Annotated in this window: 13 protein-coding genes, 1 rRNA gene and 1 riboswitch; of the genes, 11 read left to right on the forward strand and 3 right to left on the reverse strand. The window is 46.5% G+C overall.

What is annotated here, in order from left to right; genetic code table 11:
- The 4 genes from rrf to HFD99_RS24235 form a co-directional block, all read left to right on the forward strand.
- Window positions 1–75, forward strand: a 5S ribosomal RNA gene (gene rrf, locus HFD99_RS26150); the annotation flags it as partial.
- 215 nt (window positions 76–290) lie between these two features.
- Window positions 291–1,283, forward strand: a complete 993-nt coding sequence (locus HFD99_RS24225; RefSeq protein WP_107735063.1) for a ketoacyl-ACP synthase III — start codon at window positions 291–293, stop codon at window positions 1,281–1,283.
- A 132-nt stretch (window positions 1,284–1,415) separates the two neighbouring features.
- A complete protein-coding gene (locus HFD99_RS24230) occupies window positions 1,416–3,551 on the forward strand; it encodes a DNA topoisomerase III (protein WP_031462889.1) in 2,136 nt (711 codons plus the stop codon).
- 98 nt (window positions 3,552–3,649) lie between these two features.
- Window positions 3,650–3,787: a hypothetical protein gene (locus tag HFD99_RS24235; protein WP_016819760.1), complete on the forward strand. Its 138-nt coding sequence runs from the start codon at window positions 3,650–3,652 to the stop codon at window positions 3,785–3,787.
- A 182-nt stretch (window positions 3,788–3,969) separates the two neighbouring features.
- Here the strand turns inward: HFD99_RS24235 and HFD99_RS24240 are convergent, their stop codons facing one another.
- Both HFD99_RS24240 and HFD99_RS24245 read right to left on the reverse strand, forming a co-directional pair.
- Entirely contained in the window at window positions 3,970–5,130 is a 1,161-nt protein-coding gene (locus HFD99_RS24240; protein ID WP_017426165.1) for a type II asparaginase, read from the reverse strand.
- 361 nt (window positions 5,131–5,491) lie between these two features.
- Window positions 5,492–5,620 carry a DUF4023 family protein gene (locus HFD99_RS24245; RefSeq protein WP_013369463.1) on the reverse strand — a complete coding sequence of 43 codons (129 nt, stop codon included), beginning with the start codon at window positions 5,618–5,620 and terminating at the stop codon, window positions 5,492–5,494.
- Between the two features lie 194 nt (window positions 5,621–5,814).
- Between HFD99_RS24245 and HFD99_RS24250 the strand changes: the two genes are divergently transcribed.
- From HFD99_RS24250 to purB, 5 genes are all read left to right on the forward strand, one after another.
- A complete protein-coding gene (locus HFD99_RS24250) occupies window positions 5,815–6,078 on the forward strand; it encodes a DUF1294 domain-containing protein (protein WP_016819762.1) in 264 nt (87 codons plus the stop codon).
- A 148-nt stretch (window positions 6,079–6,226) separates the two neighbouring features.
- A complete protein-coding gene (locus tag HFD99_RS24255) occupies window positions 6,227–6,661 on the forward strand; it encodes a universal stress protein (protein ID WP_016819763.1) in 435 nt (144 codons plus the stop codon).
- A gap of 349 nt (window positions 6,662–7,010) precedes the next feature.
- Window positions 7,011–7,112, forward strand: a riboswitch (purine riboswitch).
- Window positions 7,113–7,261: 149 nt separating this feature from the next.
- Window positions 7,262–7,747, forward strand: a complete 486-nt coding sequence (purE, locus tag HFD99_RS24260; protein ID WP_013369467.1) for a 5-(carboxyamino)imidazole ribonucleotide mutase — start codon at window positions 7,262–7,264, stop codon at window positions 7,745–7,747.
- Window positions 7,744–8,919: a 5-(carboxyamino)imidazole ribonucleotide synthase gene (gene purK, locus HFD99_RS24265; protein WP_031462890.1), complete on the forward strand. Its 1,176-nt coding sequence runs from the start codon at window positions 7,744–7,746 to the stop codon at window positions 8,917–8,919. Before purE ends, purK begins: the two co-directional genes overlap by 4 nt.
- Window positions 8,920–8,921: 2 nt before the next feature.
- Window positions 8,922–10,220, forward strand: coding sequence for an adenylosuccinate lyase (gene purB / locus HFD99_RS24270; protein ID WP_031462891.1), 1,299 nt, complete (start codon window positions 8,922–8,924; stop codon window positions 10,218–10,220).
- Window positions 10,221–10,498: 278 nt separating this feature from the next.
- Here purB and HFD99_RS24275 read toward each other — a convergent pair whose 3' ends face one another.
- Complete coding sequence (locus HFD99_RS24275; protein WP_161786221.1) at window positions 10,499–10,648, reverse strand: hypothetical protein; 150 nt, start codon at window positions 10,646–10,648, stop codon at window positions 10,499–10,501.
- Window positions 10,649–10,837: 189 nt separating this feature from the next.
- Here HFD99_RS24275 and HFD99_RS24280 point away from each other — a divergent pair, with 189 nt between their 5' ends.
- Together HFD99_RS24280 and purS are read left to right on the forward strand one after the other, a co-directional pair.
- Complete coding sequence (locus HFD99_RS24280; RefSeq protein ID WP_016819767.1) at window positions 10,838–11,719, forward strand: phosphoribosylaminoimidazolesuccinocarboxamide synthase; 882 nt, start codon at window positions 10,838–10,840, stop codon at window positions 11,717–11,719.
- Between the two features lie 58 nt (window positions 11,720–11,777).
- On the forward strand, window positions 11,778–12,023 hold the full coding sequence (purS, locus tag HFD99_RS24285) for a phosphoribosylformylglycinamidine synthase subunit PurS (RefSeq protein ID WP_007428837.1): 246 nt from the start codon (window positions 11,778–11,780) through the stop codon (window positions 12,021–12,023).
- The last annotated feature ends 4 nt before the right edge of the window (window positions 12,024–12,027 follow it).

Below are 12,027 nucleotides of genomic sequence, written 5' to 3' on the forward strand. Positions count from 1 at the left end.
AACACGACCGTTAAGCCCTCCAGCGCCGATGGTACTTGGACCGCAGGGTCCTGGGAGAGTAGGACGCCGCCAAGCAACAAGTAAAAAGGACCATGATCTTTTTGAGATCATGGTCCTTTTTTGTGTTAAATATTAGTAGAATTTTTAATTAGTTTAAGTTAGTTATAAGTTCGACTGAATCTGTGGATATTAGCTAGTAAATAGATAGACATTTTTTAAAGAAAATTAGTACCAGGTATTAGTATCTGGTGTTATAATATGAATAAGAATTATAAAGGAGAGTGATCGGATTGTTGAATTCAAAAGCAAAGTTAACGGCCCTTGGCACTTATGTACCTGAACGGATTTTGACGAACGCCGACTTGGAGAAGCTTGTGGAGACTAGTGACGAGTGGATTGTACAACGAACGGGTATGCGGGAACGACGAATCGCGGCCGAAGATCAGTATGTATCTGATTTATGTATACAAGCTATTAAACGTATGGTTAACCTTTATAACGTAAATGTGGACGATGTTGACATGATCATTGTAGCGACGAGTACACCTGATTACTATTTTCCAAGTACGGCTTCCCGTATTCAGGCTTATTTTAATATTCCCAATACAGGGTCAATGGATGTTAGTGCTGCATGCGCAGGCTTTGCCTATGGACTTCATTTGGCAAATGGTCTGATTACGGGTGGTCTACATCGCAAGGTTCTAGTGATTGGAGCCGAAACATTATCCAAAATTACAGATTATACGGACCGGACGACATGTGTTCTTTTTGGAGATGGAGCAGGGGTTGCACTTGTTGAATATGACGAGGATGAAGGGTCGTTTTTGACTTCAGATATAGGAACCTTTGGGCAAGGAGGAGCACATCTTTATCGCGCAGGATTATCTAACTATTTGGATGGAGAGAAGCTGCAAGATAATGGTTTTATCGCTCAAAATGGACGTGAGGTTTATAAATGGGCTGTACGTTCTGTCCCAGCAGGAATCGAGCGATTAATGGATAAGGCAAATATGGGGAAAGAGGATCTTGACTGGTTTGTACCTCATAGCGCTAATCTGAGAATGATTGAGTCCATATGTGAAAAGAGTGCAGTACCTTTAGAAAAGACGCTGACGAGTGTAGAGTTTTATGGCAACACTTCGGCGGCGTCCATTCCGTTGGCTTTACAGTGTGGATTGGATGATGGGCGTTTAAGATATGGACAACATGTGGTGTTATATGGATTCGGGGGAGGCCTGACGTATGCGGGTCTGTTAATAAAATGGAGTGTGCCTGATTTGTAAGCTGCTAACTAATGCATCAGCAATAGTAATAGTGTGTAAAGATCGTGTTAATAAAGAGACGTTGGTTGGCATTAGATTTATCGTAAGATGGCTGGATGGTATAATTAACATTATGAGAGAAAGGAGCGTAACATGAAGGTATTGGTATTGGCAGAAAAACCATCCGTGGCCAGAGAGATTGCACGTGTGATGGGCAGCCGTGAGAAGCATAAAAGTTATATAGAAGGACCTAAGTATGTAGTGACATGGGCTTTGGGTCATTTGGTCGGATTAGCAGAGCCTGAGGATTACGATTCTAAGTATGCGAATTGGAACTTAGAGGACTTGCCCATTCTTCCGAAGAACTCCAAGTTAAAGGTATTGCGGGAGAGCAATCATCAGTTCAAAGCTGTACAGCAGCTGATGAAACGACAGGACATTGGAGAACTTATCGTGGCAACAGATGCTGCTCGTGAAGGAGAATTGTTGGCGCGTTGGATTATACAAATGGCAAACTGGAGAAAGCCTTTCCGGCGTTTATGGATTTCCTCGCAGACGGATAAGGCAATTAAGGCAGGTTTCGCGAAATTATTGCCTGGCCAGCAGTTTGATCGTTTATATGAATCGGCTCGCTGTAGGGCTGAAGCAGACTGGATGATTGGTCTCAATGTAACCCGCGCGTTAACGGTTCGTTATAACGCCCAGCTTTCGGCTGGAAGAGTACAGACACCGACACTGGGGATGATTATGGAACGTGAGAAAGAGATCACCCAGTTTCGTTCTCAAGAATATGATACGTTGACGGCGGATTTTGGTCATTTTCAGGCAACATGGCGTGCAGAAAATGGGGATTCACGTATGTTTGACCGTACTCAGGCAGAGACTTTGCGCCGCAGGCTTGAGGGGGCCAAAGGTACAGTTGTGAGTGTTAAAAAAAGTGAAAAAAGCGAGCCTCACCCGCTCGCGTATGACCTAACTGAGCTGCAAAGAGATGCTAACCAGCGCTACGGCTTCTCGGCCAAGCAGACGTCTAATGTTCTTCAGCGTCTATATGAGCAGCATAAGCTGGTGACTTATCCACGTACAGACAGTCGTTATCTTACCTCCGATATGGTGGATTCCCTTAAGGAAAGGCTCAGTAGCGTAGCCGTGGGTCCGTATGCTTCTTTAGCACGTCCGCTATTGCGTAACAAATTGCCAATCACAAAACGAGTTGTAGATGACAGTAAAGTCACAGATCACCATGCGATTATTCCTACTGAGCAGACGTTATTGCTTAATCAGTTAAGCCCAGAGGAGCGTAAGCTGTATGATCTGATTGCACGCCGTTTTATCAGTCTGTTCTACCCACCTGCACGTTATGATGCTGTAGCTGTATCGGTCATGGTGGGGCAGGAAACATTTCAGGTAAAAGGTACAACCATAAAAGATAGCGGTTGGCGTGCTGTGTATGACGAAAGTCATTATGAATTGGACGAGGAAGAGACAGATGATCGTGAAAGTAATGGACGGGGCGTTATTTTGCCTGAACTGAGAAAAGGAGACTCCGTCCAATTGCAGCGTTGTATTGTACGTGCTGGACGGACGATGCCACCGAAGCGCTATACAGAAGCAGCCCTGCTGGCTCAGATGGAAAAGCATGGCCTGGGTACTCCAGCCACCCGTGCAGATCTGATCGAGAAACTCGTCAGCTCGGATACGATAGAGCGCCAGGGGAACGTGATGCATCCAACTGGCAAAGGCAAGCAACTGATCGAACTGGCGGCTCCACAGCTGCGAACGCCCGAATTGACGGCACAATGGGAAGCGGAGTTAGAACGGATCGCCCGTGGTCAAGGACAACCTGAGCCATTTTTGAATTCTATCCGTGCTATGGCGAAAGAATTGGTTTCTACTGTGAAAAATAGCAGCGCTGAGTACAAGCCCCATAACGTAACGAATAGCCATTGTCCGGATTGTGGTACAAAGTTGTTGGAGAAGAAAGGGAAGAAAGGAAAGTTTCTTGTATGTCCAAGTGCGGATTGCGGTTACCGTCGTTCAGGCGAAAAACGCTTGTCCAATCGACGTTGTCCGCAGTGTCATAAGAAAATGGAAATGAAAGAGGGCAAGGCAGGTTTGTATGTAAGATGCTTATCCTGTGGCATTACGGAGACGCTAGATAAGGACAAGCAACGGGTAAACAAGCGGGAACAACAAAAGCTGGTAAAACAGTTTGAAAAGAAGGAATCTTTTGGCTCCAGCTTGGGTGATTTGCTAAAAGCAGCAATGGAGCAAAAGCAGGGCGAATAAAGATTGCCAGAGCGTGCTTCAAGCTACACAATTAGCAGGCGTATGTCGGTATAAAAAAGCTTACTCCTTGGCATGGTAATCCGAGGAGGTGAGTATTTATGCCCAAACATAAGCCGCTTAAAATCAATAATCAGCAAAATAAATCAAGTATACTGGAGGAAGAAATCGCTGCTCATCCAGAGAAGCAAGCTAAATATCCTCCAAGCTTGAATGGGATTCCCAAACAGCAGTCTTAATGCTACCTGTAAGGGAAAACGAATGGCTGTATAAGACCAAGACGTTTGGATACCAGATGTAATCGTTATGGGTGCCAGACATTGTCTTGCATAAAAGAAGCAGCAGTACGGTGGTCAACCGTAACTGCTGCTTCTTTTTTATAATAATGAAGTTATATTTATTTGGTTTGGAATAACTGCCCTTAGTATTCATTAAAGAAAGATTGGATTTGATTAACATCATGCGTCTGGGTCAAAGCGAGCATGAGTAAAATCCGTGCTTTTTGCGGATTGAGCGAATCGGTGGACACAAAGTTTGATGCTGCGTCTTTTGTCGATGGGGACACAACTCCACTTCCTACGCGGCTGGAGCGGGCAATAATAACTCCTTTTTTGCCTGCGGCCTCTGCGCCTTCTGAGGAGGTCTTGGATAAGGAACCATTACCGGAACCAGCGACCACTATGCCCTTGGCGCCAGCTGCTACGGCAGCATCATACAGGTAGCGACCGTTGTTTTGATACTCGTATAGAATATCTACTTGCGGCAGTTGGGTGAGATTAGAGACGTCGAATACAGAAGAAGTCGTATGCTTATGAGTGGATTTGTTGTAGTAGTATACTTGATCGCCCACTACAGCTCCAAGGTAGCCCTGCTCCACAGACTTGAACGTATCGACTGCAGTTGTGTTCGTTTTTGTGATGTATCTTGCTGCACCGATGCGATCGTTCAGCAATACGAGTACACCTTGGCCTTTGGAGGCCGAAGCTCCGGCAACTTTTACAGCATTATAAAGGTTGAATGGACCATCGGCACTGATGGCAGTAGCTGGGCGCATAGAGCCAACAACAACTACAGGCTTATCGCTCTTAACGACAAGGTTAAGGAAGTATGCCGTTTCTTCCAATGTATCTGTACCATGGGTAATGACAATACCGTCTACATCGTCTCTGGCAAGCAGCTCGTTGGTGCGTTTGGCAAGTTTTAAGAGGATTTCATTATTAACATCGGGGCTACCCACGTTAACCACTTGCTCACCACTGACATTTGCAATACTTTTCATCTCAGGAACGGCATTGATTAAGGTTTCAACACCTAATGCGCCTGCTTTGTAGCCGGTTGTATCCGTGTTGACGGAGGATGACCCTGCAATGGTCCCTCCTGTGGCTAGTATTTTAATATTGGGTAAATGATTAGTTTGTGGATTTTCAGATTTGTCTGAAGTTGTAGTGTTAGAAGTAGATACCGTTGTGCTGGTTGTAGCTGCTGCCGCAGCGTTAGCAGTAAATCCACCACTCCATAAGGTACTTCCGAGAATAAAGCTGGCCAACAGGGGAATCATTGTCATTTTTTTCATGTTAGTCATATAAAGCTCCTCTCCAATCTTAAACCTTGAAATATTAATGATAGATTAACTGACAAATATTTTGTCGAATTACGTTAATATCACGCATTATAGGGTGAAAATTCGTTTTTAGTCAATATGTATGTTAGAAAATATAACTTTAAAACTCGTTTTTATATATGTAATCGCTTTAAATGCAGCTAAATGGAAAATAATTATAAAAGAAAACAACAAGCAGAAAACTCATAAGGAGTCTGCTTGTTGTTTTTGATAAAAGGTGAACAACTGAGTGTACCTTTAATTTCATTTAATGAGAGTGACAAGGTGGAGTTGATGTTTTACGGTATTTACATGGTTCTACAGTTGAATACAGATTCCATGATCAGGGGTTTTTGCTATGCTGTTTTGTTGGCAAGCTAGCGCTGGGAGTTCCTTTTCCTTGTTTACGGTTACGTTCTGCCTTTTTTGCATTTTCTCGTAGCTTTTCAACGTATTCATGGGTGCTTTCCATCGTAGTTCCTCCTTTAAGACAAAATAAATGCACTCGGGAATTGCCCTCATACACCGTTACTATTTCCGCAAAAACGTTTTCCCAGTCAGAGAAGGCGTTGTTTCTATAAAAGGGGTGAGGTTATAATGAAGAAGAGAGCCCTATATAAGTCCTAATACCTGAAACTGGTACGGTGTGCAAAAGGAGGAGAGACATTGCAGACAGGCTTGTTGGTATGGCTACTGTTCATTAATGCAGTAGGCTATCTGGTAATGTCGGAAGATAAAAAGAGAGCACGTAAACACCGTGATCGTGTACCTGAACGGACGTTGTTTTTGCTGGCCCTGATCGGGGGCGCATTGGGTGTACTCATTGCGATGTACCGCAAACGCCATAAAACACGGCATATGACCTTCAGATTAGGTATTCCTGTGTTGCTATTCATTAACGCATTGCTCTATGGGTATTTTTTACGCTAAGGCTGGGAGTTTAGCTTCTCATAGGGAAGTTTAATGATGATTGAGAAGGCTATTCTCAGCCATTACATGATGTATGAAGTGAACAACCACAGGAATACATAATTTCAGGCTTTGATTTAACAAACTGAATTCGGAAGAGGTGCGTATTATGCTATTTTCAAAAGTATTGCTTGCTTATGACGGTTCGGATGCTTCCAACAAAGCTTTATTGAAGGCGGCTGAATTGGTGAAGGCATCACCCTCCTCGAAGCTTGAGGTAGTGACAGCATTCGATTTCCCGCGGATTTTTATGGGCGAAGGTTTGGCTCCAATTCCAGCTTCGGTGAATAAAGAGTATTATGATTTGGCTGAGCAAACTACGGATGAAGTTAAAAAGCGGCTTGCTGAGCAAGGTGTAGACGCCAAGGTAGAGCTGATTCAAGGCTCGCCGGCCGAAGTGATTTTGGATTATGCCAATGAGAATAGCTTCGATGTGATTGTGATCGGCAGTCGTGGTTTGGGTGGTATTCGTGAATTTGTATTGGGTAGCGTAAGTCACAATGTGGTGCAGCATGCACGTATCCCCGTGCTGGTCGTAAAATAACGAAATAAAAAATTAAAAGTCGGATCACTACCTGTACAGGAAGTGCCGGCTTTTTATTTTTGTTGGAAAGATGTATTGTTGGTCGTTATCAGTGTAGGTAGAGAGAGAGCTAAATGTAATACAATAGTCCCGAGGTGTGCATATAAAGGGCTTGGTTTTTGTTAAACACGAACATTAATTTGTATCATTATGACAATGTTCGTTTTCAAGTTGACACAGGGTGTAGGGAATTGTTAAACTATGAAGTGTATTGTCGATAAAAAATGAACTTTAGGTACAATTTAATTAGGTACACATGTTGGAGCCGAAATCCATCACGATTATGCTGAGAAAGTATATCGTTGGGTATGGAGTAAGCACAATCCTGACTCGTATAATGCCGGGGATATGGCCCGGAAGTTTCTACCTGGAAACCTTAAATTTCCGGACTACGGGAGACATACGGCTGAAGCCGCATTTGGATGCGGTGGAACAGGCTTGCTTTTGGCATGCCTTTAAGAGGCTCTGTCGTTTGTTTTTTCGTAGTCCGGTGTCTTGAAAATAACGTTATTTTCGAGTGCCGGATTTTTGGCGCTTATTGATAAACAGGGAGTGAAGGACATGTCAGTGCAGGTCGCTGTCATTATGGGCAGCACATCAGACTGGGACACCATGCAACATGCATGTGCTGTGCTGGACGAGCTTGAAATCGGATATGAGAAAAAAGTAGTATCAGCCCATCGTACACCGGATTTAATGTTTCGTTTTGCAGAAGAGGCCGCCGGGCGCGGACTAAAGGTCATTATTGCTGGTGCGGGTGGGGCTGCACATCTGCCTGGAATGGTGGCTGCGAAGACCTCCTTGCCAGTGATTGGTGTGCCTGTTCAGTCGAAGGCTCTGAATGGTCTGGACTCCCTGCTCTCCATTGTGCAGATGCCGGGTGGTATTCCAGTTGCCACTGTGGCAATCGGTAAGGCAGGCTCTACCAACGCAGGGTTGCTGGCTGCACAAATATTAGGTGCTTTTGACGAAAAGATAAGTCAGCGGGTTGTGGCAAGACGCGACCGTATCCGTGACGAGGTACTGGAAGGCAGTGACTCGCTATGAATGAAGCATGTGAATCCGCTGGCCGTATTCGCCCTCCTGGCACAGTGATTGGAATTTTGGGAGGCGGACAATTAGGCAGAATGCTTGTACTGGCAGGAACTAACCTAGGCTATCGCTTCGTGACACTGGACCCTGCACCGGATAGTCCGTGTGGACAGGTGTCAGAACAAATCCGTGCTGCCTATGATGATGAGCACGCGGCCAGAGAACTGGCTGAACGGTGTGACGTGATCACGTATGAGTTTGAAAATGTGGATGCGGGTGTAGCCGCGCTTTTGGAACAGGAATCCAGTGTACCGCAGGGCAGCAGTCTTTTGTACACGACACAGCATCGTCTGCGTGAAAAACGTGCTATTGAAGCAGCTGGTGTTCCTGTCGCTCCATATCGTGAAATTAGCAGTCCTGCCGATATGGTTCAAGCGGTAGCCGAACTGGGTGTGCCGTGTGTGCTCAAAACAGCAGTCGGCGGTTATGATGGCAAGGGCCAAGTGGTCATTCGTCAATCGGAGGAAGCCGCGAATGCCTACGAGCAACTGGCTGGAATCGGTGCGGAACTGGTGTTGGAACAGTTCATCCGTTTTCGCTGCGAAATCTCGGTGATTGTAGCTCGCAGCACGAACGGTGAAGCCAAAGCCTTTCCACCTGCGGAAAACATCCACGTGAACAACATTTTGCACACGTCGATTGTACCCGCACGCGTACCTGAAGCTGTCCAGGAGGAAGCACGCAAATTGGCGCTGGCTGTGGCGGAGTCATTGGATGCGGTGGGGCTGCTCGCTGTGGAGATGTTTGTCACCGAAGACGGACAATTATACGTTAATGAGTTGGCACCACGACCCCATAACTCCGGCCATTACACGATGGAGGGTTGCGCCACCTCGCAATTTGAGCAACATATACGTGCGATTTGTGGTTTGCCACTGGGCAACACGAAGCTGCTGACTCCGGTGGTGATGGTCAATGTACTAGGTGAGCATTTGGAGGACGTAATTCGACGGTTCGGACAATCAGATGCTGAAGCTGAAAGATTGAGTGTTGTACCAAAACTACATTTGTATGGAAAAAGTGAAGCCAAGCCAGGCCGAAAGATGGGACATATTAATCTGTTGTGCCAGGACACGGAACAAGCGCTGGAATGGATTGATCAAACCAATATTTGGGGGAATAAATAGTCATGATCGAACGCTATAGCAGACCGGAAATGAGAGCGATTTGGACGGAAGAAAATAAATTTAAAGCTTGGCTGGAAGTAGAACTGTGTGCCTGTGAAGCTTGGGCTGAGTTAGGTGTTATCCCAAAAGAAGATACCGTGGCTCTGCGTAAAAATGCAAGCTTTGATATTGAACGGATCTATGAAATTGAGCAGGAGACAAGACATGATGTCATTGCTTTTACCCGTACGGTATCCGAAAGTCTTGGCGACGAGCGCAAATGGGTACATTATGGCCTAACCTCTACAGACGTGGTTGATACGGCTCTGGGCTATCTGTTAAAGCAGGCGAATGAAATTCTGGAACGAGATATTCTGAATTTTATTGAAATTTTGAAGGAAAAAGCATTGGCTTACAAGCACACACCGATGATGGGACGTACACATGGAGTGCATGCTGAGCCGACCACATTTGGACTGAAAATGGGCTTGTGGTACGAGGAAATGAAGCGCAATCTGGAACGTTTCCGCTATGCTGCTGACCAAGTACAATACGGTAAAATGTCCGGTGCAGTCGGAACATACGCCAACATCGACCCGGCTGTGGAAGAATTCGTATGCCGCAAGCTCGGTACCAAGCCTGCCCCGATTTCTACACAAACGCTCCAGCGCGATCGTCATGCTGAATACATGGCCACGTTGGCGTTGATCGCCACATCGTTGGACAAGTTTGCTACAGAAGTCCGTGCATTGCAAAAGAGTGAATTCCGTGAGGTGGAAGAAGCTTTTGCCAAAGGTCAAAAAGGATCTTCCGCGATGCCACATAAACGCAATCCGATCGGAAGTGAAAACATCTCCGGTCTGGCACGTGTGATTCGTGGGCATATGGTATCGGCGTATGAGAACGTAACGTTGTGGCATGAACGCGACATTTCGCATTCTTCTGTAGAACGTATCATTCTGCCAGATGCAACGATGCTGTTGAACTATATGCTGAACCGTTTTGGCAATATCGTGAAAAATCTGACTGTCTTCCCTGAAAATATGAAGCGCAATATGGCGCGTACGTATGGTGTACCATTCTCCGGCCGCATTATGACGAAGCTGATCGACAAGGGCTTTAGTCGTGAAAAAGCTTACGATACCGTACAACCGCGTGCGATGCAGGCATGGGAAGAGCAACGCCAGTTCCGCGAAATTGTCGAGGCGACTCCGGAAATTACTGCCGTGCTCAGTCCGGATGAAATCGAGGATGCGTTCAACCCGGCTTGGCATTTGAAGAACGTGGATACGATCTTTAAAAAGTTGGGATTAGGGGAGTAGAGGACGGTTTGGTGCTTGGGAGAGGCTCAGGAGCGTGATGAGGCCGCTGCGCGAACGGATCATTCTTCCGATTGCTGTTGCCCCTGGTTTCCTGGAAAATCTGCAAAGGTTGGAATCCAGGGGCAAAGGCAAGCGCTAACGCTTCTCCAGAACGATTCCGTCCGCTCCGCTGCTTCCAGCACCAACCTTCGTGTGGGAGCAGAACTAGGGGAGGTGCGGCACATAAGATGCCGCACCTTCCCAAGAGCGATAGAAAAGCGTGTTCCACTGCTTTTCTATCACAGACCACGTGCTCGTGAGGGCTGCCGAATTTGCGCAGCAAACAGCCCGCAGTCCTCACGAGCACGCACAGGCTCAAGAAGCGAAGCCTTGAGCCAGCCGTTCGCACCAACGTAAAAGCGTTGCTGGATGAGGGCTTGTGCGAACAAGCCTTCATCCAGCGAAACGCGCTCACTTCACCATAGCTACAAAATACTCGCCCTCACCTTGCCCATTAGCCAACCCTTGCGGGAGTCCCGAGGGCAGCAGCCCTGGGGGTCCTCCCTGAGGGGAGGATTTAGGAGGGGCAAAGGCTCGATTTAGGAGGGGCCATACTCTTTTGAAAGAGGTGTAATGAAATGTCATTGTCTACCGCCGAAGGTCTGATTCATGCGCCGCTTTTGTACAAAGGCAAAGTGCGTGAGTTGTATGATCTCGGAGAACATTTTCTGATTGTCGTGACGGATCGGATTTCAGCTTTTGATTATGTGTTGGAGCCGCCTGTACCGGAAAAGGGGAATGTTCTGAACAAGCTCAGTACTTTCTGGTTCGAGCAGACGAAAGACCTGCTGGAAAACCATGTCGTGCATACCGATGTAAACAAGCTCGGACATGTCATCGACGAACAGAATAAAGAGCTGCTAAAGGATCGGATCATGGTCACGCTGAAGGCTGAACGCATCGACATCGAGTGTGTGGTGCGCGGATATATTACCGGAGGCGGCTGGCGTCAATATGAACAGACCGGTGAGGTAAACGGTATTCCATTGCCTAAGGGGCTACGTAAGAATGAACGCTTTCCCAAGCCTCTATTTACACCGGCTGCCAAAAACGATGTCGGTCACGACGAGGACATTTCCCTTCATCAAATGAAGGAACTGGTCGGGGCCCAGCTAACAGGTGAACTTGAGGAAAAAAGCTTGGCATTGTATGAATTTGCGCGTGCTTTCTGCGAAAAGCGAGGAATCATTTTAGCGGATTGCAAGTTTGAGTTTGGACTTGTTGATGGCAAGGTGATTTTGATTGATGAAATTTTCACTCCGGATTCATCTCGTTTCTGGGCACAGGAGAAGTATGAGCTGGATGTTGAGATTGATAGCATGGACAAGGAGCCGGTGCGAAGCTATTTGGCAGCCTCCGGTTGGGACAAGAACAGCAAGCCCGATCCATTGCCTGCTGAGGTCGTAGAAGAAACAACTGCAAGATATACGGATATTTGGCGGCGTCTGACGGCACAGTAAATAGTAATCATAATTCAACCAATAGGATTCACTCATTCGGAGGAGGAACTGAAGGAACATGATGAAAGCAACAGTCTATGTCACGATAAAGCAAAGCGTTTTGGACCCGCAGGGGGTCGCGGTGCAAGGTGCACTGCATTCTATGGGTTTCGGAGAAGTGGACAGCGTCAGAATTGGTAAGTATATGGAACTGAATCTGGATACAACAGACCGCGAGAGTGCAGAGAAACGCGTCATCGAGATGTGTGAAAAGCTGTTGGCCAACACGGTCATTGAAGACTACCGCTACGAACTGGAGGGCTGATTCC

This window comes from Paenibacillus sp. EKM301P (assembly GCF_011800295.1).
Lineage (GTDB): Bacteria > Bacillota > Bacilli > Paenibacillales > Paenibacillaceae > Paenibacillus > Paenibacillus polymyxa.

Excerpts from the sequence above, each read along its gene's own strand:
- purE (WP_013369467.1), top strand. The coding sequence starts at position 7,262 with ATGTCAGTGCAGGTCGCTGTCATTATGGGCAGCACATCAGACTGGGAC.
- purK (WP_031462890.1), top strand. The coding sequence starts at position 7,744 with ATGAATGAAGCATGTGAATCCGCTGGCCGTATTCGCCCTCCTGGCACA.
- purB (WP_031462891.1), top strand. The coding sequence starts at position 8,922 with ATGATCGAACGCTATAGCAGACCGGAAATGAGAGCGATTTGGACGGAA.
- HFD99_RS24280 (WP_016819767.1), top strand. The coding sequence starts at position 10,838 with ATGTCATTGTCTACCGCCGAAGGTCTGATTCATGCGCCGCTTTTGTAC.
- HFD99_RS24235 (WP_016819760.1), top strand. The coding sequence starts at position 3,650 with ATGCCCAAACATAAGCCGCTTAAAATCAATAATCAGCAAAATAAATCA.
- HFD99_RS24240 (WP_017426165.1), bottom strand. The coding sequence starts at position 5,130 with ATGACTAACATGAAAAAAATGACAATGATTCCCCTGTTGGCCAGCTTT.
- purS (WP_007428837.1), top strand. The coding sequence starts at position 11,778 with ATGATGAAAGCAACAGTCTATGTCACGATAAAGCAAAGCGTTTTGGAC.
- HFD99_RS24245 (WP_013369463.1), bottom strand. The coding sequence starts at position 5,620 with ATGGAAAGCACCCATGAATACGTTGAAAAGCTACGAGAAAATGCAAAA.
- HFD99_RS24230 (WP_031462889.1), top strand. The coding sequence starts at position 1,416 with ATGAAGGTATTGGTATTGGCAGAAAAACCATCCGTGGCCAGAGAGATT.
- HFD99_RS24255 (WP_016819763.1), top strand. The coding sequence starts at position 6,227 with ATGCTATTTTCAAAAGTATTGCTTGCTTATGACGGTTCGGATGCTTCC.